Genomic DNA, 21915 nt, shown 5'->3' with positions numbered 1-21915 from the left:
AACGGCGACGCCACTAGAATGCACTTGATTCGCAGTGGTAACCGTCGACCGGCCGGGGAAGTGGGGTGATGCGCAATGGTGGAGGCACGCTCCCGCCATGAGTTCGTCGCGGTCCAGCTCCGGCAGCGCATCATGCAGCGGCGGTACGCGGTGGGCGAGTCACTGCCGAGCGAGAGCATGCTGTGCGCAGAATTCGAGGTGTCGCGCGGCCCGGTGCGCCAGGCCCTCGCGACGCTGAAGAACGAGGGGCTCATCCAGCTGTCCCAGGGCAAGCCGGCCGTGGTCCGCAGCCACGACATCACGCAGACCCTCGACACGTTCACCCCGTTCACCCAGTGGGCGCGCCGCACCGGCCGCACCGCGGGGAGCCGCACGCTCGAGATCGCCCGACGCCGGGTGTCCGAGCCTGCCGCCGCCGCATTGGGAGCGGCCCCGGACGACTTCGTCGTCGAGGTTCTCCGCGTCCGACTACTCGACGGCGAACCGACGATGCTCGAGCGGAGCACGTTCACCGGCCGCGTCGGCTCGCTGCTGTTCGAGATCGACATCGACTCCGGGTCGATCACCGACTACCTCACCTCCCGCGGCGTCCGGTTCGAATCGATGGAGCACGTGCTCGACGCCGTCGCCGCGGACGAGGTCGAGGCCGAACATCTCGGCATCGCCCCCGGCAGCCCCTTGCTGCGCGAACGCCGGACGTCGCGGGATCAGCACGGCGACATCTTCGAGTACGCGGACGACCGGTACCGGCCCGACCTCGTCGCCTTCAGCATCGTGAACGCCCGGACCGTCGACCCGCGGGGCCCGTCGGGCGAGGGCAACAACCTCTAGTCGACGGCCGGCATGCGATTCCGGCGCGGGGGATCAGGTGCTGCGCAGCCGGTCGAGCAGACCGGGCAGGTCCGCGACGCTGTCGAGGACGTGGGTGGCCCCGGCCTCGGACAGTTGAGTGGCGTCGTGGGCGCCGGTGAGCACACCGACGGACGCGCGGGCTCCGGCGCGCAGGCCGGTGGTGATGTCCGAGGTGGTGTCGCCGAGCACCACCATGGACTGCACGGACGGGGCGCCGGTGCGCATCAGCGCGGTCAGCGGCATGTCGGGGAACGGGCGGCCGCGGACGCCGTCGCCGGGGCAGAGCACGACATCGGCGACGTTCTCCCAGCCGAGCGCACGGATGATCGACATCTGCGTCCCGTGGGCGAACCCGGTGGTGAGCGCCGTTTTGATGCCCTGCTCCCGCAGTGAGCCGAGGAGTTCCTCGGCGCCGGGAACGGGGCTGCACCGGCCGTCGTCGACGAGTTGCGCGTAGCAACGTTCGAGTTCCTTGTTGGCGGCCTGCGCCTGTTCCTCGTTTCCGCTGCTGAGGTGGCGGAAGACGACGATCTTGGACTGGCCCATGGTGTCGGAGACGTACTCGAGCATCCGCTGCCGGTCGTCGTCCGTCTTCGACAGCCCGGCGTGCGCGTCCGCGGCGAGGAAGGACTGCTGCACCAGCCCGCTGTCCTCCACGGTGGTGCCTGCCATGTCGAAGACGACGAGACTGATGTCCCGGTGCTGTGTTCCCATTGTCGTGTTCCTCGGTTTTCGGTGAATGTGTTTGTGGGATAGCTAGTTCGCTGGTGCGGCTTCGCGGCCGAAGATGTGGTCGATCCGGTCCTTCGCCAGACCCAAGCCGGTCGTCATGCCGATGCCGGTGGTGACGGTCACGATGTGCACCCCGTCGATGGGCTCCTCGATCAGGAACTCCGAGTCGGGGGCCGAGCTGTACACGCCCTGCCAGCGCTCGGTGACGGTGACGTCCGAGACGCCGAACAGGGCGACGGCCTCGTGGATCAGCACGTCGAACCCCCGCTCCGACTGGAACGGCTCCGCCGAGACCTCACGGATGTGGGTGTCGCCCAGCAGGATCGAACCGTCCGGCTGCGGGCTGTACATCTGGTTGAGGTCGAGGTCGGCGTAGTCGAGGTACTCCTCGCGCAACCGCGCCGCGAGTGCCGCCGTCGCGGGCAGATCCGCGAAACCGCGGTACCGCACGAGCGACCAACCGGTGAACAGCGGTGCGGGCAACGGTGCGGGCAGCGGCATCCTCGCGCGCAGCATGTGCAGCCGGCACTGCAGGAGCCCCCGGCGCTCGGCCGATTCTGGGAACAGCCGGTCGATGTCGTGGTTGACGGTGACGAACACCGTCCCTGCATGAAGATCGCCCCGTGAGGTGTGGACCACTCCGGGGCCGAATCCGAGTGCGGCGGTGCGCCAGAAGAAGTCGACACCGGACGCGTCGAGCCAGCGTGCCACGGCGGGTGCCGCTCCCCTCGGGTCCACCTGGAGGTCGCCGGGCATGTACATTCCGCCGACGACGCGACTGCCGGAGACGGGGAGCGCGGCGAGGATCCGTTCGCGCGGCAGCAACTTCGCCTCGGCCGGTCCGCGCCTGTCCGCGAACTCGGCCAGGACGGCCATCTCGTCGTCGTGCCGTGCCACACAATACGTTCCGGACTCGGAGGACCAGAACCCCGCCTTACGTGACAGATCGAGCCAGTGCTCCCGGCCGGCCAGAGCGTAGTCGCGGGCGCCCCCTGACTGGGCGGTGATGCAGACGTGACCGAAGTTCTGGACGGATGCGCCCGCTATTCGGTCGGCATGATCGATCACTGCTACCGACAGACCGCGATCATGCGCGTGGTAGGCGTGCGCGAGACCGAGGATTCCGGCGCCGACAACCACCACGTCGTGGCGTCGTTGATGTGTCATGAATTCCACCTTGGCCCCCGGACGCTCAACTTGTCAATACAAGTTGTTTGAATTCACCACAGGTATTGATACGTTTCCGTCCGTTCACCGTCCGTTGCGAGTACAGCTGGCGCGCCGGGTGGCACCGACAGGCGGTTGCTGCGAAGATTGCCTCTCGCGTCTACCCACCGCAGAGGGACGAATCGATGAGTGGTGCTTCCGGATCCAGTTCCGTCCCCGTCTACGAACCGTCGCCCGGCGACCACTTCGGACCCCTGATCGAGCGCCGCGACGACGCCGACTTCCCGTTCTACGACGGGACGCCCACCGCGCTCTCGGCGCGGCAGTGGATTCTGATGTGGGCGTCCGTCGTTGTCGGTTTCGCGGCCCTGGTCCTCATCCCGCAACCCGGCAATCTGGTGGCGCTGATTCCGCGGATTCTGTTCGTCGGCATCCCGCTCGCCGTCCTGGCGCTGGTGACGCACGAACATTGGACCGCGCTGTTCCGCAAGGTGCGCGGCCGCGACGTCCTCACGATGATCGGCTTTGCGCTGCTGAACCTGGCCGTCACGTTCGCACTGGCGCTGGTCGTGCAGGCCCTGTTCGGGGTGGCGTCCAACAAGGCCGTCGACGATGCGGGTGAGGGTGGTGCGCTCGACACGGTCGCGTTCTACGTGGGAACCGGGATCCAGTTGGTCGGTGAGGAAGTCTTCACCATCGTCCCGTTCCTCGCGCTGATGTACTTCCTGGTCGCCAAGGCGAGGCTGTCCCGGAAGACGGCGATCGTCCTGGCCTGGCTGATCAGCGCGGTGTGGTTCGGCACCGCACATCTCCCGACCTACGACTGGAACTTCGCTCAGGCGTTCATCGTGATCGGCGGGGCCCGGCTGGTGCTCACGCTCGCTTACATCCGCACCAAGAACCTGTGCGTCTCGACGGGCGCGCACATCATCAACGACTGGACGCTCTTCACCCAGGCGGTCGTGGCGCACGCGGCCCTTCTCGTCCTCTGACGGAGCGCGGGCGTCAGTTCGGAATCGGGATGACGATCGGCGGCAGACCCGGTATCTGCACCTGAATCTGTTGCGGCGGAGCGGGCACCGGCGCGGGCGGCGGGTTGTACACCGGCGGCTCGGGTGCGGGCGGCGGCACGGCGACGGGTGCCGGCGGCGGGGGCGGTGGTGGCGGCGGCGCGGGTTCCGGGGAGGGGACGGGCGCGGGCCGGGGAGCGGCCTGCTGCACCACGGCGGGCGGTGAATCGACCACGGGCGCCTGGATTTCCACGGGAGCTACCGGGTTCGCGCGCTCCGCGGGCTGCTGTGGGCCGGAGCCGATCGGCACCGTCGACAATCCCCCGGTCATCAGGTCGACCACGGACACTTCGGTCATCGCCAGGTTGGAGGGCTGCACGACGTACAGCCGGTCCTGCTGGAATGTCGGCCACGGATCGCCCTCGACTTCGGCGTCCTGGTTCACCACCGGGGACAGCAGCGGGCTGCCGCGCATGCACCGGACGCGGGGAACGCCGTGGTCGTCGATCAGCACGATGGTCCCGGCCTGGAGCACCGACTGGAATGCAGTCGCGTGGCCGTCGTCGAAGCCGTGATTGGTGACGCGGGTGTCCGCGCGGAGGAGGACGGGGGTGAGGGTCCGGACGTAATTGCGCACGTCGTCGACCTGGAACACACTCGACCAGGCCTCCAGCCTCGCAGGATCCCCCTCGAGGTCGTCGACGAGACGCTGCCGGTCGCAGAGCACCCGGTCGGGGCTTCCGCCGTAGAGTCCGGCGCGGTCGCCGACCACCCGGATACCGGCGGCCCGGGGCTCGCCCGGCAGATCCGTTCCGGGCGGGCCGAACGGAACCGTCGTCGGTGTCTGCGGTGGAAGAAGCACCTCCGTCCACGGAAGTTGTCCCTGGTCGGTGACCCGATCGAGGTCGACCGGGTCGGGGTGGCCTCCGGAACCGGAGGAGCAGGCCACGGTCATCGCCGCGGTCAGGGCTCCGAGGACCGCCAGCCAGCTACGCGGTGCGCGCCCGGGGCGCGTACCGGCTCGAACGACTCGTCTGCGTCGGGCACGCCGTGCAGCCCGCCCGGCGTCGTCGGTGGCCACCCCGTCATCGTAGGCACAGTCGCCGATCGGCCGGGCCGTATTGCGGTGTGGTTGCCGGCCCGGCTTTCGGTCAGCTGGTGATCATGTCCTCCTGCGACCAGAACGCCCGCATCGACGTGATCTTGCCGTCGTCGTCGAAGGTCATGACGTCGATCGGCGCGATCTCGAGCTTCTGCTCACCGAGGTCGGTGACGAGGGAGAAGTGGAACGCCGCCGAGTTGCCGGCGATCTTCAGCGTCAGGAGTTCGCCGGTCTGCTTCAGCGGTTCGATCACCCCGTAGAACTCGCGCAGTGATTCCACCGACGTCCGCGGCTCGGTACCCACCGGATCCTCCACGGTGGCGCCCTCGGCGTACAGCGCGACGACGTCGTCGGCGGTCCCGGTGGCCACCGCCTCGATGTACCTCTCGACGGTCTTGCGGATGTCTTCTGCGGACGGTGCCATGATGCGACTCCTCAGTCGAATAGAACGTGTTCTAGCCGTGAGAGTAGCGCAGCGCGCCGCCGGTGGGCAGCCCCTTTTCCCAGGCAGCGGGACGTGGCCGCACCGGGGTCCGCCCCTGCCGACGGGAGCGAAAGTCGGCAGGGGCGGAAAGTGTCGATCTCTCAGGTTCGCGGCGCGGACGCCTCCTCCAGCTTCTCCATCCGCGGAGCGCTCGTCCCCGTCACGGGTGAAGCGGCCACGGACGACACCTCTTCGAGCGACTTGCCCTTCGTTTCGGGCGACATGAAGAAGCAGATCACGAACGCAACCGCCGTCAGGACCGCCCCGAACAGCATCGTGGTGCCGGTGCCCAGCGAGGAGATGCTCAGCGGCAGCAGGTAGGTGCCGGTAGCGGCGCCGAACCGGCTGACGGCGGTGGCGATGCCCACGGCCGTGGCCCGGAACTCGGTGGGGAAGAGTTCGTTGGGATAAATCCACACCAGGATGCTCGGACCACCGGAGATGAACGCGTAAGCGCAGAAGGCGGCGACGATGAACCAGAGCGGCCCGTCCGCCCACAACCACAACCCGGCCAACGGAATCACCATCAGTGCCAACGGAATCACCGCGATCGGGCGCCGGCCCCACTTCTCGACCAGGAACAGCGCTGGAATGGATCCGGCGACGATGAGTCCGATGATGACGGTCTCCACGATCAGCCCCGCGGAACCGTCGCCGGAGATCGAGAATCCGGACAGGATCGTGGGCAGGAACGTCAGCAGCGCGTAGAGCGGGGTGACGACCGCCAGATACAGGGCGCTGCACATGATCAGCCGGGCGAGGTACTGACCCCGGAAGTAGATCTTGATGTCCGCCTTCGGCTGGTCGGCGGTGTCTTCCAGGGTGACCGTGCTCAGGTCCAATTTTTCGCCGTAGATCTGCTCGACCACGGCCTCGGCGTCCGCCACCCGGCCGTTCTTCAGGAGCCAGCGCGGCGACTCCGGGATTCCGCGGCGCACGAGGATCACGATCAGACCCAGCACCGCACTCGACGCGAGCAGCAGGCGCCAGTGGTCGTTGCCGCCGGAGATGCCGACGACGAGGGCACCGACCACGTAGGCGGCGACGGCGCCCGCCGACCAGGCGACGGCGGACATCCCGACCATCGCGCCGCGCTTCTTGGTGGGGGTGAACTCGGTGAGGAGCGAGGTGGCGATGGGGTAGTCCGCACCGATGGCCGCGCCGATGACGAACCGCAGCACGATCAGCTGCCACGGCAACTGGACGAACACCGACAGCACGCACGCGACGACCAGCACCACCAGGTCGAGGGCGTACATCTTCTCCCTGCCGATCCGGTCGGTGAGGAAGCCGAACACGGTGGCGCCGAAGAAGATACCGATCAGCGAGGCCGCGCCGATCAACCCTGCCTCGGCCGTCGTCGGGTGTAGCTGCTCGTGCACGCCGAGCAGGGCCACGCCGATGATGCTCATGACGTACCCGTCCAGGAATGGTCCGCCACAGCACGCGATCAGGAGCTTGGTGTGGAACCCGCGTTTGGCGGGTCTGTCCATCACGTCGAAGGAACTCATGTCGTCTCCACTACGTAGATTGGTGCCGTCACCCTCGGGGTGGCGGTCGAGTCGGCCGCACTCGGCCGGTACCGCTAAGGGGTTGTCTTGTTCAGCGCCGAGTAGGCGAGTTGCTCGAGCAGCAGCGATGCGTGGTGCGGGGCGTCCGCGCTGACGTCCAGCACCTGCTTGGTGATGCTCAGCGCCAGAGGCGAATACGCCGCGAGTTCGTGCGCGATGCTCAGCGCCTGCTTCACGTGCTCCGCCGGAGGGGCGATCTCGCTGACGATGCCCCAGCGTTCGGCGTCCGTGTGATCGAAGCGCCGGCCGCGCAGGACGAGGTCGCGGGCACGGCCGGCCCCGACGATGCGGGTGATGCGGGTGACGCCGCCGGAGCTGGGGAGGATTCCGATGCCGATCTCCGGGAATCCGAAGACCGCGGCCGGGTCGGCGACCCGGATGTCGGTGGCGAGGGCCAGTTCGAGGCCGCCGCCGAGGCAGTAGCCGGTGATCGCGGACACGGTGGGTTGCGGGAGCGCCGCGACCGCCTCGTACACCGACCCCGAGGTCCGGTAGTACTCGGCGATCGCCTCCGGCGTCATCTCCCGCAGTTCGGTGACGTCCGCGCCGGCCGAGAACACCGAGTCGCCCCCGGTGACGACCACGGCCCGACTGGACTTCACCTCGGGTGAGCCCAGCGCGGCGAGCAGTGCCGCTTCCATGTGCGTGGACAGCGCGTTCCGCTTCTGTTCGCGCCGCAGGGTGACGACGGCGACGTCGCCGTCCCGGCGCACGTCGACGGTTCCGGCGTTCTCGGTCGGCATGGTGTTACTTCTCCCCGGCCTCGTAGCGGAAGGACAGGAGGTTCTCGAGACCGCGCTTGTTGGCTTCGTTCGCGATGACCAGGCGCTGGATCTCCGACGTACCCTCCCAGATGCGGTCGACGCGCAATTCGCGCCACAGCCGCTCGACGGGGTAGTCGCGGATGTAGCCGCGGCCGCCGAAGATCTGGACGGCCCGGTCCACCACCCGGTTGGACGCCTCGGACGCGGCGAGCTTCACCGTCGCAGCCTTGGCGTGCAGGGTCTTTCGCAGGTCGGCGTCGTTCGGATCGGCCTGGTCGAACTCCCACGCCACCTGGTGGGTGAGTGCCCGGTTGGTGGTGATGTCCACGACGGAATCGGCGATCATGCCCTGGATCAGCTGACGATTGATCAGCGGCTCGCCGCCCTGCACCCGCTCCCGCGCCCAGTCGACGGCCAAGGTCAGCGCCCGCTCGGCCGCACCGATCGTGCGCGCGCCGATCATCAGCCGCTCCTCCGTGAACCAGTCGCGGGTGAGGTCGTGGCCCTGTCCGATGCCACCGAGCACGGCGTCCGCGCCGACGCGCACGTTCTCGAACGTGAACTCGGGGTGCTCGTAGACGAACGTGTGCGTGTAGCGGGGGATGTGCTTGATCTTCACACCCGGTGTGTCGATGTCGATCAGGAAGATCGTCGCGGCGTGATCGGGTTCGACGTTGGCCAGCACGATGAGGTAGTCGGCGACGTCACCGACTGTGACGAACCACTTCTCGCCGTTGATGATGTAGCCGCCGTTGCCGTCGGGGGTCGCGGTGGTGCTCGCCGCGGAGAAGTCCGAACCGGCGTTGGCCTCGGAGATCGCGACGGCGTCGCGACGGTCGCCGCGGGCGCCGGGAATCAGGTAGCGCTCCCGCTGTTCGGGGGTCGCGTGGGTCAGCGGGTTCGCCGGCCGCCACACCGTGTCCCACAGCGCATTGGTGAGCTTGCCGAGTTCGTCCTGCACGACGGCCTGCTCGAGTACCGTCAGTCCCGCTCCGCCGTATTCGACGGGGGTGTTGATCGCCTGCAGTCCCGATGCGAGGACGGCCGCCTTGATGGTGGCGTGGGATTCGTCGGAGATCCCGTTGTTGCGTTCGCACTCGTCCTCGAACTGCATGATCGTGTCGGTCAGGGCGCGGGCGCGCTCCTTGAGGTCGGCGAGGCGGGGGCTGTATGCGAATTCCATGGTTCAGAACTTCCTTGTGTCAGTTGGTGTTCGATGGGTTCAGGACGATGCGCGCGTCGAGTCCGAGGGCTTGCTTCGGGGTGACGAGCAGGGGGTTGATCTCGAGTTCCGCGATCTCGGGGTGCGCGGTGGCCACGGACGTGATCGCGGCGATGGCGTCCGCGGCGGCGTCGATGTCGATCGGCGGCCTGCCCCGCACCCCTCGGAGCAGAGCGGACGCCCGCAAGTTGTCGAGCAGTCCGCGGGCGGTCTCCGCGTCGACCGGCGCCAGCGCAAAGGAGACGTCGGCGAGGACCTCGGTAAATATTCCGCCGAGACCGACCATGGCCACCGGACCGAACCGCGGGTCGGTCTGGACCCCGACGATGAGTTCGACCCCCTCACTCAGGTCGGCCATCGCCTCGACGCAGTAGGCGGACGCTCCGAGCGAGGCGTCCATGCGGGTGAACGCGTCGGCGAGTTGTTCCGCCGACCCCAATCCCAGGGCAACGCCGCCGGAGTCGGATTTGTGCAGCAGACCCATCGCTTTCAGGACCACCGGGAATCCGACGGTTTCGGCCGCCGCCACTGCCTCGGCACAATTCTGCACCAGGCGTGCTGCGGGGAATTCGACCCCGGCGTCGCGGAACAGCTCACGCGAATCCCAGTACGCGTCGGTGGTCACCGGCGCGGACGGCAGGCTGTCCGCACTCGCCCGATGTTGCGGCGCAGTGGTTTCGGCGAGGACACCGAGCGCACCGGCCGCGTCCTCCACCGCGCGGAAGACCGGGACCCCGCTGTCCGCGAGCACCCGCGCCGCGGCGCTGTCGGGATGCATCGTGTGCACGACGACCGGCTTGCCGTGGGCCCGGGCCGTTTCCGCCATCGCACGAGCGGTCTCGATCTCCTTGCGCGCCAGGTTCTCGCCGTAACTGCCGTAGCCACCGAAATACCCGGTGAGAAGGACGGAATCGACCGCCGGACTCTGCAGGATGGTGTCGAGAACCGAGACGAACGAGGTGATGTCCTGTTCCCCGGCGCCCGCGAGGTCGACCGGGTTGGTCACTCCGGCGGACGGCGGCAACAGATCGCGCAATGCGCCGCTGATGTCGGCGGGGAACTCCGGAACCGTGAGTCCGGCGGCCTCCACGACGTCGGACGCGACACCCGCGTGCCCGCCGCCGTCGGCAACGACACCGACCCGGCGCACCGCCGCGGGTCCGTACCCGAGCAGTGTCGCGGCGACGTCCGCGAGTTGCCGCGGACTCGACACCCGGTACACCCCGGCCGCGCGGCAGGCCGCGTCGATGACCGCGCTGTCAGACGTCAGCGACCCCGTGTGGGACTGCGCCCCGCGGATGGAGGCCTCGCTGCCGCCGACCGTCAGCAGCAGCACCGGTTTCCCGGCGCGGGACGCCTGAGCGGCGGCATCGACGAATGCCCGCCCGTCGCCGAAGTCCTCGCAGTACACGGCGATGAGTTCGGTGTCGTCGTGCTCGACGCACGACCGGATGAGGTCGGCGGCGCCGAGGTCCGCCTGGTTCCCCAGCGAGGCGAAGCGGGAAAACCCGTGTCCGCGGGCCTCGAGGAACTGGCTGAGTTCGAGTGCCATGTTGCCGCTCTGGGAGAGCAGCGCGACGCGTCCGGCGGGCAGCGGGTTCGACGCCAGCGTCAGCGCGGTGCTCGAGTCCAGCACACCCAGGCAGTTCGGCCCGAGGAGGACCGCTCCGGCCGCCCGGACCCGCGCCACCACCCGATCCTGCACTGCCTTTCCGGCAGCGCCGAGTTCGGCGAAGCCGGCGGTGACACCGACGATCGCGGTGGCGCCGGCTGCGAGGGCGTCGTCGACAGCCTCCTCGAAACCCTGTGCCGGAACGGTGATGACGACGAGGTCGACCCGTTCGTCGAGTTCCGACAGGCTGCGGAGCGACGGCTGACCGAGGATGCGCTCGCCGCGCCGGTTGACGAGGTGGACGGACCGGTGGTCCGTCATCCGGAGCGCCTGCACGCTGATCCAGTTGCCGTACTTGGTTTCGTCGTTGCTCGCACCGAGGACCGCGACCGAGCGCGGATCGAACAGTGCCGTGAGGTCGCGGTCCGCGATCGCGCTCATCGGATCTCCTCGACCTTCGGAGCGGGATGGCCGGTGCCCCAGGCGTCGGCACCGCCGTCGATCACCAGCGTGGTCCCGGTGACGTAACTGCCTGCGGGCGAGGCGAGGAACGTGACGACTCCGGACACGTCCTCTGCCGTGCCCAGACGTCCGAGCGGCACCGCGGACGTCCACTGCGCGCGGGCCTCTTCCGTGTAGTTCTCCTCCATGCCCTCCGTCGCGATGGTGCCGGGGGCGATGCAGATCGACCGGATTCCGTACCGGCTCCACTCCAGCGACAGGCCGGAGGCGAGGTTTTCGAGGGCCGCACGGGCCGACGTCGCGTGGACCATCGATGCGATTCCCCGGCGCGGGGAGAACGCCATGAAGAAGATGCATCCCGACCGCCGCGGAATCATCGCGCGGACGGCGACCTCCCGGGTGACGGCCCAGGTGGCGTCGACGGCGAGACGGTGAACGGCGCGCCATCCCTTGCTCGTGATGTCCTCGGCCGGCGCCGCGAACTGACCGCCGGCGTTGTTGACCAGGACGTCGACGCGACCGAACCGCTCCAGGGCCCGATCGACCAGGGCGGTCACCTGCTCCTCTTCGCGAATGTCCGCGGGCACGGCGAGCGCTCGTCCGCCCAGTGCCTCGATCTCGGCGACGGTCTTCTCGAGGGGTTCGGGCCTGCGGCCGCTGATCACGACGTCGGCTCCACACCGCGCCATGTCCAGTGCGATCGCGCGCCCTATCCCGGTGCCTCCACCGGTGATCAGTGCCACCCGCCCGCGATGGACGTCGGGGCGTAGCACCTGCCCGGCGCCTCCACCTGGGTTCTCACATTCCATCGAGCGTTCGCCTCTCGTCGCTACCGTTCCGACCAATGGGGTCTGACTGATGCATCAGTTATACCGTGATCCAGCCCACAGATGTCAAGGCTTTCGCCGAAACTGATCCGACACTCAGATGTGGAGCTAGACTATTTCTAAGTGATTACCTGCCGTTATGCGCGTTCCAACCAGCCGTTGGCGATTTCGGTGTCCGGACTCGGGTGTCTGACTGATGCGTCAGTTTGCTCCGTATGATTTGATGGATCAGTCAGATGACAATCGAAGGAGGGACAGTGACCGCTCAACTCACCGAGGACGCGCGCCGAACGGCGATACTCGATGCTGCGGCTCAACTGATCGCCGAGCGCGGATACCACTCGGTCCGCATCTCCGACATCGCCCAGGTCGTCGGCACCAGCACCGGGGCGGTGCACTACTACTTCCCAGGCAAGAGCGACGTCCTCACCGCGGCCCTCCGCCACGCCATCGACAACGCCTTCGACCGGCAGAGCCGCGAACTGAAGGCGATCGACAACGCCCACGAACGCCTGCTCCGCCTGATCGACATGCAGTTACCCCGAGTCGGGCCGCTGCGCGACGAGTGGTCCATCTGGTTGCAATTCTGGGCCGAGGCCACGCTCCGGCCCGAACTCCGCCCCTTCCACAACACGTACTACGCGCGCTGGCACGAGACCGTCGTCAAGATCGTCCGGCGCGGACAACGGCAGGAGATCTTCCGCACCGACGTCGACCCGGAGACCATCGCGCAGCGGCTGACCGCGCTCACCGACGGGACCGCCATCCAGGTCCTCACCGGCGCACCGAACATGACCGTCGCCGCGATGAAAGAGGTACTCGTGCAGTTCGTCCACGACGAACTCGTCGCGCCGCGCAAATGGTGACCCGGCCTTCGCGGGCCACCCGGCGCGTTCGGTCCCATGGTCGCTAGCTCCACAGAACAGCGGACGCGCGGTGGCAGTGCGGTCGCCTGGGGATGCGGTGCGGCCTCCGCGGTCGCCTACGGACTCACCCCGACGTTCGCCGCGATCGGCTACGCCGGCGGCGTGTCACCGGCCGTCCTCGTCTGCCTCCGCAGCCTCGTCGGTGCCGCACTGCTGTTCCTGCTGGCCTGGTCCACCGGACGGCTGAAGGACGTCACGTGGAAGTCCGCTGTCGGACTGTGCTGCGTCTGCGGCCCGCTGTTCGGCATCCAGTTGCTGTGCTTCTTCGCGGCCGTGCGGGTCACCGGTGCCCAGATCGCGGTCGTCATCGTCCACATCTACCCGCTGTTCGTGATGGCACTCGTCTGGGTGGTCACCCGGAACAGGATCAACCGCGGTCAGCTGGTGCTGGCCGTCGCGATGTCCGGCGGCATCGCACTCGTCGCGGGCGCCGGCACCTCCGCCGTCGCCGTGAACGGGGCCGTGCTCGCCCTCCTCAGCGCCGCCGGATACGCGCTGTACCTGGTGGTCGGGGAACGATGGGTGCACCAGGTCAGCCCCGTCGCCGCGGGCGCACTCGCATCACTCGGCGCCGGAATCGCCACCGGCGCGATCGCCGTCGTCGACGGACAGTCCTGGACGTTCGCACCCAGCGGGTGGGGGTCCATCCTGATCCAGGGACTCCTCCTGATGCCCATCGGAATCGGCTGCTCCTTCATCGCCGTGCGCGCACTCGGATCGGCGTCCGTCGCCCTCCTCGGACTGCTCGAACCGGTGGTCGGGGTGCTCGCCGCACAGGTCCTGCTGGGCGAGCAACTGTCCCCAGCTCAGTGGGCCGGGATGGTCGTCGTCCTCCTCGCGTCCGCGGCCCTTCCCTTCGCCGTCGTGCGCTCCGCGCCCGTGAGTACTTGTTAACCGCCCGTGGTTAATAAGTACTCACGGGGGCGAAGCCCACTCACACGTCGATGCCGAATTCCTTGATCTTGCGGTAGATCGTGGCGCGCGAGATGCCGAGAGCTGTTGCCGCGGCTTTCTTGTTGCCGTGATTCTCTTCGAGGCTGCGTACGATGGCGTCGCGTTCGAGGGCTTCGATCTGGGTGAGGGTGTGCCGGCTCAGGGCCCGGCACATCGGGGGCAGCTGGTCGACTTCGACGACACCGGAGCGCTGGCGTTGGACGACCTCGTGCAGGACCTGCCGGAGTTCGGTGACGTTTCCGGGCCAGCTGTACTTGCAGAGTTGGCGCATTGCCGCAGGCGAGAGGGACAGCTCCGCGCCGCGACCGAGTTGTCGTAGCAGATGCGGTGCCAGACTGTGCAGATCGTCGATGCGATGGCGCAGGGCCGGCATCGTGACGGTGTGGCTGAAATGGGGAAGGAGCAGTGCGTCGAGATCGGTGTTGTGACCTGTGCCGCCGATGGTCGCGCCGATCCATCCGGCATGTTCGCGCCCTTGGATCAGGTCGGCGACGACCCGCTGCTGTGCCTCACTGAGTAGGTCGATGTCGCGCAGGACGACACTGAACCGTTCCTGGTCGAGTTCCTGTTCGAGGGCCGGTAGCACGGCGCTGTCCTCGGAGAGTTCGGCAGCCGTGAAGATCCGCGTCCGAATGGGAACATGTTCGATGGCAACAGCTTTGAGAGCGGATCCGCGGCCACTTCCGGGCTCGCCCGACACGATGACCCACTGTTGCTCGCGTGCGCAGCGAGCGATCTGCTGGCAAGTGCGGCGCCAGGACGCGCTGGTGCCGGTGACACCGGGAAGCACGGTGCTTGCCGGTGCAGAGGCGACAGATGAGGTGCGGACGTCGAGGAGATGTACGTAGAACAAGGCCATCGGCCTGCGGGCTCCGAGCCCGAAGTCCTCGATCGAAGACAACCTCGCCGTCTGACCGCTGGGCAGAGCGACGATATGCCGATAGGTGGCGTTGACGCTGCTCAGGTCGACGGCGTGTTCGAGTAGCGCTGCCTGATCCTGGGCGTCCAGCGCCACACGAAGTCGCCGGTTGACGAGGACGACATCGTCTCCGAGCGCCAGCACCCCGGTCTGCGGCGATCGGCGACACGCCTTGAGATACGCGTTGAGCAACGACGTCTGGTCGGCGCTGGCCTGCGCCAGGAGACGGCCTTCGATCTGAGCGGTGGCGGATTTGGCGAGGGTGGCCAGCAACGGACCCCCGTCCTCTACCCAGCCGGTGAGATCGAGTGCCCCCACGAGCGTGCCGGACATCGGATGGGTGATCGGGACACCCGCGCAGGCCAATTGCCCGAGACAGTCGGCATAGTGCTCGGCGCCCGTCACGAGGGTGGGCTGGCGGGTTTCCAGGGTGGTGCCGATCCCGTTGGTGCCGGCGAATTCTTCCGAGTAGCTGTAACCGGGTATCAGTTGGACGTCGTCGAGTGTGCGATTGAGTCGTCGGCTGGCGGCGATCCTGGTCAAGATCACTCCGTCAGCCGACGTCAGGATCACGCTGACGGGTTCGTCGACCAGGCCGTCCGCGAGCTGTCGCAACACGGGTTCGGCAGCCGCAGCGAGAGGACAGTCCAGATTCGGCTCGCGGACGAACGGGAGGTCGAGCTGATCAGGGCTCACTTTGAGCGACTTCGATCGTTGCCACGAGAACGAGATGGGTTGGCGAACGGAGCTGTCGAGATCGTTGTCGGCGAGAAACAGCTCGCGCGCTTTCTGCAGGTCCTTGGTGGTCATGCCGTGTTTACGCCCCGTTTCTCCACACGTTTATGCACCCGAGCGTACGTCGTCTCGATGTGAGACGCGTCTCAATATGAGACGGTTGTCGATGGAGGTTCGACCGTCGCCCGGATACCGGTCAGTACTTCGAGGACGCTGGCGAGGTCGGCCTGCGTGAGGGTGCCCGGCACCGGAGGGGGCCCGGGGTCAGTGCGGGGACGGCCGCGCCGCCGGCCGGGGTGCGCTGTCATGGTGGGGGCCTTTCGTCGCGGGGTGGGGCGGATTCAGGGTCGTGGTCGTCATATCGCGCGGCCGGGGTTCAGAATTCCGGTCGGGTCGAACGCCGCCTTGATCCCTGTCATCAGGGATCTCTCGACCGAGCCGATCATGGGTTCGAGGTAGCGGCGTTTGAGGCTGCCGACGCCGTGCTCGCCCGAGATCGATCCGCCCAGCGCCAGACATCGCGTCACCATCTCGTCGAAGGCCCGATGGGCCCGGTCGGCGGCGTCGGGGTCGGCCGCGTCGAACACGATCGTGGGGTGGAGGTTCCCGTCGGCGGCGTGCCCGAACGTGCCGATGAGCAGGCGGTGGCGGTCGGCGATCCGGGCAATGGCGTCGAGCATGTGCGGTAACCGTGGGACCGGTACGGCCAGGTCGTCGAGCAGGGTGCTGCCGCGGCGTTCCAGGGCGGTCAGCGCCACGCGGCGCGCCTGCATGAGAGCGTCACCTTCGGCGGCGTCGGTGCTCACGTACAGCTCGGTGGCCGCGGCGGCGCGGCATGCGTTCGCGCTGCGCTGGGCTTCCGCCGCGGCGGCGTCACCGTCGCACTGGATCAGCAGCAGCGCGCCTGCCGTCTCGTCGAGACCCATGTGGGTCATCTCGTTGACGGCCGCGATGGTGGTTCGGTCCATGAGTTCGACCAGGCTCGGGTCGGCCACCGCCTGAATTGCCAGCACCGCGTCGACGGCCTGGACGGTATCGGAAAAGGCCGCGACGACGGTGGCCGTGTGGGCCGGGGCCCGGCGCAGCCGCACGGTCGCCTCGACGATCACCGCCAGGGTGCCCTCGGACCCGACCAGCAGTCGAGTCAGATTCAAACCGGCCACGTTCTTGCGGGTGACGGCCCCGGTGTGGATGATCCGGCCGTCCGCGAGGACCGCCTTGATCCGCGCGACGTGGTCGCCGGTCACCCCGTACTTTGCGCAGCACGCGCCGCCCGCGTCGGTCGCGAGGTTCCCGCCTATCGTGGAGATGGCGCGACTCCCGGGGTCGGGGACGTACCACAGTCCGCGCTCTGCCACCGCGGTCGCGAGGTCGCCGTTGATCACGCCCGCCTCGACCGTGGCGGTGCGGGACTGTTCGTCGACGGCGAGGATGCGGTCGAGTTTCTCGGTGCTCAGCACGATGCAGCCGTCGATCGCGTTGGCCCCGCCGGCCAGACCGGTGCCCGCACCCCTCGTCACGACCGGAATACCATGTCGGTGCGCGGTTTTCAGAGTCGCGACAACATGGTCGACGGTCCGGGCGCGGACGACGGCGAGCGGAAGCCCGGACGGGCAGAGCAACGCCTGATCGCGGGTGTAGGCGAGCATGGTGTCGCTGTCGGTCACCGCGGCATCGCCCAGTTCCGCGACCAGATCCGCGACGGGGCCGGTCGTCACGACCGTCATACCTTGGCCTGCGTGACTTCCAGCTCTCCCATCCGCGACCAGTCCTCCCCCGGAATCTCCGTGTGGATGATGCGCGGTGTCTCGCTCAGCGCGGGACGCATCGCGTCCAGTCCCTTCCGGAAGTGGTCGGCGGCGACGTGGTCGGAACCGGCCTGCCCGTCCCGGAACGCCTCGATCAGCACGAATACGGCGGGGTCGTCGGCGCTGCGGTGCCACTCGAACCAGAGATTGCCCGGTTCGGATCGTGTCGCATCGGTGAACTCCTTGGTGACGAGCAGCCAGTCGTTCTGATGCGTGTCGAGGACTTTGAACTTCACGACGATAAAAATCACGATGCTTCACTTTCTTTCGGGTATACGGGGCCGCAGCGGTGGGTTGGCGCTCGAGCAGGGGAGTGGGTCACCGCCCGCAGGACGGCGACCCACTCGGCTGCGTCAGTAGATGTTCGACGGGCGGACCATGCCTTCGGCGAGATCGCCGAATCCGGGCGCCATGATGGCGCCGGGATTGCCCATGACCTCCTCCACCACAGCGGTTTCGGTGGTGATCAGCAGTGCCGCGATCGAGGCCGCGCTTTCGAGCGCGGCGCGGGTGACCTTGAACGGGTCGATCACGCCGTCGTCGAACATGTCCCCGTATTCACCGGTGAGGGCGTTGAATCCGTGCCCGAGCGGCAGACCGGCGACTACCTCGACGACGTCATCGCCGTCGAATCCGGCGTTGATCGCGATCCAGCGCAGCGGTTCGGCGAGGGCGCGGCGTACGACGTCGCACCCGATGGCCTCGTCTCCGGACAGGTCGAGGTCGGCGAGTGCCCGATGTGACTGTGCCAGCGCGGTGCCACCGCCGGACACGATGCCCGCCTCCACCGCGGCGCGGGTGGCAGCGAGGGCGTCCTCGACGCGCAGCATCCGCTCCTTGAGTTCGACGCTGGTCGCGCCGCCGACGCGGATGACGGCGACCCGCCCGGTGAGCCGGGCGATGCGCAGTTCGAGGCTTTCCTGGTCCGCCTCGATCTTGGCACGCTCGAGCTGGGATTCGAGTTGGGCGATGCGGGCGTCGAGCAGGCGCTGGTCGCCGTGGCCGCCGACGATCGTGGTCTCGTTCTCGGTCACCGTGATCCGGTCACACGACCCGAGATGCTCGACGCTGACCTCGGACAGTTCGATGCCGGTGTCCTTGGCGATCACGTGCCCACCGAGCGCCACCGCGAGGTCTTCGAGCTCGGCGACCCGGCGGTGCCCGAAACCGGGGGCCCGGACGACCACCGACTGCATCGTCTTGTGCATGTTGCCACCGACGAGCAGTTGCAGGGCCGGCCCGTCGACCTCCTCGGCGAGCACCACCAGCGGCCGGTCGGCACGCTTGGCGACCTCGACGGCCGGCATGATCTCCTGGACCTGGGTGACCTTCTTGTTGGTCAGCAGGATCAGCGGATTGGCGTGGACCGCTTCCATCCGCTCCGGGTCGGTGACCATGTATCCCGAGGTGTAGCCGTGGTCGAACTCGATGCCGTCGACGATGTCGACGGACAACCCGAGGGTGTCGCTCTCCTCGGTGGTGACGACTCCGGACTTGCCGACGTAGTCCACGGCCTTCGAGATGGCGTGTCCGATCACGTCGTCGTCGCTGGCGGCGAGCGTCGCGATGCGTTGCAGATCGCTCTGGCCCCCGACCTGGCTGGCCTGCTCGCGGAGGGAGTCGACGACGACGGATACGGCTCGTTCGATGCCGCGACGGACCCGCATGGGGTTGGCTCCGGCCTCGACGGAGCGCAGCCCCTCACGGACCATGGCCTGGGCGAGCACGGTTGCGGTGGTGGTGCCGTCGCCGACGACACCGTTGGTCTTCATCGCCACCTCCTTCACCAGCTGGGCGCCCATGTTCGCGAACGGTTCGCGGAGCTGGATCTCGCGCGCGATGGTCACACCGTCGTTGGTGATGGTCGGCGGCCCGGTGAGCTTCTCGAGCACCGCGTTGCGCCCCTTGGGGCCGAGGGTCACCTTGACCGCGTCGGCGAGGGCGTTGACGCCCTGCTCGAGTCGGGCTCGGGCGTCCGTGTTGTACCGCAGCTCTTTTGCCATGGCTGATGGTCCTTTCGTGCTTTTCTTGTGCGGAGTATGCGGCGTGTTACGGGACGAGAATCGCCCGACCGCGGACCCGCCCGGCATCGAGATCGTCGAGGGCTTGCTGGAAGTCCTCGAGCCGGTATCGGGTGGTGTGCAACGTGACCTTGCCCTGGGCGGCAAGGGTCATGAGCTCCTGAAGATCGTTGTAGGAGCCGACGAGATTTCCGATGAAGTTGATCTCGGTGGAGATCACATCGATGGTCGGGACGTCGATGTTCTCGCCGTATCCGACGACGTAGTAGTTCCCGGCGCGGCGCAGCATCGCGATGCCTTCCCGGGTGGCGCCACCTTCGCCGACGAAGTCGACGACAGCCTCGGCGCCGTGTCCGCCGGTCAGGTCGAGTACCTGCTGGATGTGGGTGCCGTCGGCGACGATGCCGTGGTCGGCGCCGATCTTCACGGCCAGTTCGACGGCCGCGGGGTTGCGGTCGAGCACGACCACGGTGACGCCGGAGATGGCCTTGAGGACCTGGATGCCGATGTGGCCGAGGCCGCCGGCCCCGATCACCACGCACACGTCCCCGGGGCGGGTCGTCTTCGCGGCCTTGGCAACCGCGTGGTAGGCGGTCAGTCCGGCGTCGGCGAGTGCGGCGACGTCGGCCGGTTCGAGCGAATCGTCGATCTTCACCACGCTGCGTGCGGTGGTACGGAGATATTCGGCGTAGCCGCCGTTGACGTCGATGCCCGGGAACTGACTGTTCTCGCAGTGGACGTCGTCACCGAAGCGGCATGCCCGGCACAGCCCGCACGTGATCAGGGGGTGCAGGATCACCTTGTCGCCGACCGCAACGTTGGTGACGGCATCGCCCACGGCGTGGACCCAGCCGGCGTTCTCGTGGCCGATCGTATACGGCAGTGCGACACCGGACTTCTCCTCCCACTGCCCCTCGAGGATGTGCAGGTCCGTGCGGCACACGCCGGCGCCGCCGATGCGCACGACGACATCGAGCGGGCCCTCGACAGTGGGTTCGGGAATGTCGGTGAGCTGCAGTTTGGTGTGGTATCCCACCACTTGCACGGCCTTCATCGCGGGCTCCTGGTTCTGAGGTTGGTGATTCGCGGCGTGGCGCCGACGGATTCGCTGTCGGCGTAGCGGGTGGCGAGCAGTCCGCGGCAGAAGTGGGCGTTGCCCTCCATCGAGATGCGCACCGACTTGGCGAAGCGCAGCCGCATCGGCACCGATTCCGGGGGAATGCGCTTGCCGTCGTCGTCGACGAACACCCGACTGGCCGGGCAGATGCTCAACCCGATGCCGATCCGGCGACGCAGCAACGCGGCCTTCGCCTTTCCCGGAGCGAGGTCGCTGAGAGTGAGCCGGTAGATCTCGTTCACCCCCAGGTCGGTGGTCTTCAGGTGCGCCTCGACGCACCGTTCCATCGCGGCGGCGTGCGCCTTGGACCGGAACATTCGACGCAGTTCGTGCAGACTGTCCTCCGCCTCGGAGCCGAACGTCCCGACGTATCCGGCGTCGGCGGCGAGGCCGGCGTTGATCTTGTCGCTGTCGTGATGGTCGTCGAGCAGCACCCGCACCTCGCCGATGTCCTCGATCAGGCGTAGCGCGTCGAGGGAATCGGAAGCCATGAGGTAGGCGAAGTTCGGCGAGCAGAACGCGGTGGGCAGCCGCAGGTGCACGGTGACCCCGTCGTCGTCGAGGGTGACCGACCGGACGAACCCGAGATCGGTGATGGGTTCGTCCAGTTCCGGGTCGGTGACCGTCGACAGGGCCATCAGGACGTCGTGTTCGGTGCAGACGACGACGGCGGTCATGACGGCACGGATTCCGGCTCGCGCGCCCCGGCGGCGACCTCCACACCTTCCTGTCCGGCCGGCTCGGCCAGTTGCAGGTCGGCGGGAACATCGATGTCGTACAGCGCTGCCGCGTTGAGACCGAGAATCTTCTGCTTTTGCTCCACGGTGATCGGGGCGTACTCGCTCTGCATGTCCTCGGGGATCTGGAAGTCGACGAACTTCTCGATCAGCCACTTCGGGGTCCACAGTGCGTAGTCGCTGCCGAAGAGGATCTTGTCCTCGCCGATCCAGTAGAGCAGTTCACCGATGACCTGGGCGAAATAGCGGGGCCGGGTGTGGATGAACGGCAATGCCACTGCCAGACCGCCGTACACGTTCGACTCCTGGGTGGCGATCCAGCAGAAGTCCTCGAGCCGCGGCAGACCCACGTGCTCGACGACGAATCGCAGGTCCAGGTAGTCGGTGGCGACCTTGTCGACGTCGGAAACGTCGAAAGCGTCACGGTCGAGGGGGCGGATCGTCGGGCCCTTGTGAACGTGAATGTTCTTGATCCCCAGCTTGATGCATTCTTCGAGGTAGCGCCGCGACCACGGTTCGTCGAGTTTGTAGCCGCGGGAGTCGCCGTGCCATTCTGCGGTGTAGAGCTTGACGCCCTGCAGGTTCATCCGGTCCGCGTCCTTGCGGAGCTGTTCGAGGCCGGCCTCCTCGTGGCGCGGGTCGTAGGCGTGGTTGTAGGTGAGCTTGCCGGGATTCTTGGCGACCAGGGCGAGCGCTTCGTCCGTCTGCCCGAATCCCTTGTGGTAGAAGTCGCTGAGCAGGGTGGCCTGGAAGATCGCGTGGTCGACGTATCCGTCCACGAAGAGGTCACGCTCGAAGCGTTCGCTGCCGTAGTACGTGTAGGTGTCGTAGTCCCACACGACCTCTTCGGGGCTGAGGTTCTTGTGGTAGTCGTAGAAGCAGTCGATGAACTG

General features: G+C 67.7%; 20 protein-coding genes. 4 read left to right on the top strand and 16 right to left on the bottom strand.

The window, feature by feature from the left end; all coding sequences use genetic code 11:
* Nucleotides 1-75 precede the first annotated feature (75 nt).
* The gene (locus tag MLGJGCBP_RS20415) at nucleotides 76-831 is read left to right on the top strand and encodes a GntR family transcriptional regulator (RefSeq protein ID WP_160097769.1); all 756 of its coding nucleotides are present in this window, start codon (nucleotides 76-78) and stop codon (nucleotides 829-831) included.
* Nucleotides 832-864: 33 nt separating this feature from the next.
* Here MLGJGCBP_RS20415 and MLGJGCBP_RS20410 read toward each other — a convergent pair whose 3' ends face one another.
* Nucleotides 865-1566 (bottom strand): phosphonatase-like hydrolase, encoded by a 702-nt coding sequence (locus MLGJGCBP_RS20410; protein WP_160097768.1) that lies wholly within the window; start codon nucleotides 1564-1566, stop codon nucleotides 865-867.
* A 42-nt stretch (nucleotides 1567-1608) separates the two neighbouring features.
* Entirely contained in the window at nucleotides 1609-2751 is a 1143-nt protein-coding gene (locus MLGJGCBP_RS20405) for a TIGR03364 family FAD-dependent oxidoreductase (protein WP_160097767.1), read from the bottom strand.
* Between the two features lie 185 nt (nucleotides 2752-2936).
* Here MLGJGCBP_RS20405 and MLGJGCBP_RS20400 point away from each other — a divergent pair, with 185 nt between their 5' ends.
* On the top strand, nucleotides 2937-3743 hold the full coding sequence (locus MLGJGCBP_RS20400; protein WP_160097766.1) for a CPBP family intramembrane glutamic endopeptidase: 807 nt from the start codon (nucleotides 2937-2939) through the stop codon (nucleotides 3741-3743).
* Between the two features lie 13 nt (nucleotides 3744-3756).
* Here MLGJGCBP_RS20400 and MLGJGCBP_RS20395 read toward each other — a convergent pair whose 3' ends face one another.
* The 7 genes from MLGJGCBP_RS20395 to MLGJGCBP_RS20365 all read right to left on the bottom strand — a co-directional run bounded on the left by MLGJGCBP_RS20395 (nucleotide 3757) and on the right by MLGJGCBP_RS20365 (nucleotide 11787).
* Complete coding sequence (locus tag MLGJGCBP_RS20395; protein WP_160097765.1) at nucleotides 3757-4842, bottom strand: DUF6777 domain-containing protein; 1086 nt, start codon at nucleotides 4840-4842, stop codon at nucleotides 3757-3759.
* 70 nt (nucleotides 4843-4912) lie between these two features.
* Nucleotides 4913-5287: a nuclear transport factor 2 family protein gene (locus MLGJGCBP_RS20390; protein WP_012690605.1), complete on the bottom strand. Its 375-nt coding sequence runs from the start codon at nucleotides 5285-5287 to the stop codon at nucleotides 4913-4915.
* A gap of 161 nt (nucleotides 5288-5448) precedes the next feature.
* Nucleotides 5449-6858, bottom strand: coding sequence for an MFS transporter (locus tag MLGJGCBP_RS20385; RefSeq protein WP_160097764.1), 1410 nt, complete (start codon nucleotides 6856-6858; stop codon nucleotides 5449-5451).
* A 74-nt stretch (nucleotides 6859-6932) separates the two neighbouring features.
* Nucleotides 6933-7661: an enoyl-CoA hydratase/isomerase family protein gene (locus MLGJGCBP_RS20380; protein WP_160097763.1), complete on the bottom strand. Its 729-nt coding sequence runs from the start codon at nucleotides 7659-7661 to the stop codon at nucleotides 6933-6935.
* A 4-nt stretch (nucleotides 7662-7665) separates the two neighbouring features.
* Entirely contained in the window at nucleotides 7666-8865 is a 1200-nt protein-coding gene (locus MLGJGCBP_RS20375) for an acyl-CoA dehydrogenase family protein (RefSeq protein ID WP_160097762.1), read from the bottom strand.
* A 19-nt stretch (nucleotides 8866-8884) separates the two neighbouring features.
* The gene (locus tag MLGJGCBP_RS20370; protein WP_160097761.1) at nucleotides 8885-10957 is read right to left on the bottom strand and encodes an acetate--CoA ligase family protein; all 2073 of its coding nucleotides are present in this window, start codon (nucleotides 10955-10957) and stop codon (nucleotides 8885-8887) included.
* A complete protein-coding gene (locus MLGJGCBP_RS20365; RefSeq protein ID WP_160097760.1) occupies nucleotides 10954-11787 on the bottom strand; it encodes an SDR family NAD(P)-dependent oxidoreductase in 834 nt (277 codons plus the stop codon). The genes MLGJGCBP_RS20370 and MLGJGCBP_RS20365 overlap by 4 nt, the downstream gene beginning before the upstream one ends.
* 254 nt (nucleotides 11788-12041) lie before the next feature.
* Here MLGJGCBP_RS20365 and MLGJGCBP_RS20360 point away from each other — a divergent pair, with 254 nt between their 5' ends.
* Complete coding sequence (locus MLGJGCBP_RS20360) at nucleotides 12042-12671, top strand: TetR/AcrR family transcriptional regulator (RefSeq protein WP_160097759.1); 630 nt, start codon at nucleotides 12042-12044, stop codon at nucleotides 12669-12671.
* A 36-nt stretch (nucleotides 12672-12707) separates the two neighbouring features.
* Nucleotides 12708-13625: a DMT family transporter gene (locus MLGJGCBP_RS20355; protein ID WP_160097758.1), complete on the top strand. Its 918-nt coding sequence runs from the start codon at nucleotides 12708-12710 to the stop codon at nucleotides 13623-13625.
* A gap of 40 nt (nucleotides 13626-13665) precedes the next feature.
* On the opposite strand, the gene MLGJGCBP_RS20350 is transcribed toward MLGJGCBP_RS20355, so the two are convergent.
* The 7 genes from MLGJGCBP_RS20350 to MLGJGCBP_RS20320 form a co-directional block, all read right to left on the bottom strand.
* Nucleotides 13666-15414 (bottom strand): sigma-54-dependent Fis family transcriptional regulator, encoded by a 1749-nt coding sequence (locus MLGJGCBP_RS20350; RefSeq protein ID WP_160097757.1) that lies wholly within the window; start codon nucleotides 15412-15414, stop codon nucleotides 13666-13668.
* Nucleotides 15415-15695: 281 nt separating this feature from the next.
* Nucleotides 15696-17066 (bottom strand): FAD-binding oxidoreductase, encoded by a 1371-nt coding sequence (locus tag MLGJGCBP_RS20345; protein ID WP_160097756.1) that lies wholly within the window; start codon nucleotides 17064-17066, stop codon nucleotides 15696-15698.
* On the bottom strand, nucleotides 17063-17398 hold the full coding sequence (locus MLGJGCBP_RS20340; protein ID WP_160097755.1) for a putative quinol monooxygenase: 336 nt from the start codon (nucleotides 17396-17398) through the stop codon (nucleotides 17063-17065). Before MLGJGCBP_RS20340 ends, MLGJGCBP_RS20345 begins: the two co-directional genes overlap by 4 nt.
* 102 nt (nucleotides 17399-17500) lie before the next feature.
* Nucleotides 17501-19150, bottom strand: a complete 1650-nt coding sequence (gene groL, locus MLGJGCBP_RS20335) for a chaperonin GroEL (protein WP_160097754.1) — start codon at nucleotides 19148-19150, stop codon at nucleotides 17501-17503.
* A 46-nt stretch (nucleotides 19151-19196) separates the two neighbouring features.
* Entirely contained in the window at nucleotides 19197-20222 is a 1026-nt protein-coding gene (locus MLGJGCBP_RS20330) for an NAD(P)-dependent alcohol dehydrogenase (RefSeq protein WP_087558603.1), read from the bottom strand.
* Nucleotides 20219-20962, bottom strand: coding sequence for an iron-sulfur cluster assembly protein (locus MLGJGCBP_RS20325; protein WP_087558602.1), 744 nt, complete (start codon nucleotides 20960-20962; stop codon nucleotides 20219-20221). Before MLGJGCBP_RS20325 ends, MLGJGCBP_RS20330 begins: the two co-directional genes overlap by 4 nt.
* Nucleotides 20959-21915 (bottom strand): amidohydrolase family protein (locus tag MLGJGCBP_RS20320; RefSeq protein ID WP_160097753.1); only part of this gene is annotated, 957 nt, incomplete at its 5' end. The genes MLGJGCBP_RS20325 and MLGJGCBP_RS20320, both read right to left, overlap by 4 nt.

The organism is Rhodococcus sp. T7 (assembly GCF_009872365.1).
Classification (GTDB): Bacteria; Actinomycetota; Actinomycetes; order Mycobacteriales; family Mycobacteriaceae; genus Rhodococcus_F.
Note: the sequence above shows the minus strand (reverse complement) of the source record. Positions and strands in the feature narration are given on the sequence as shown.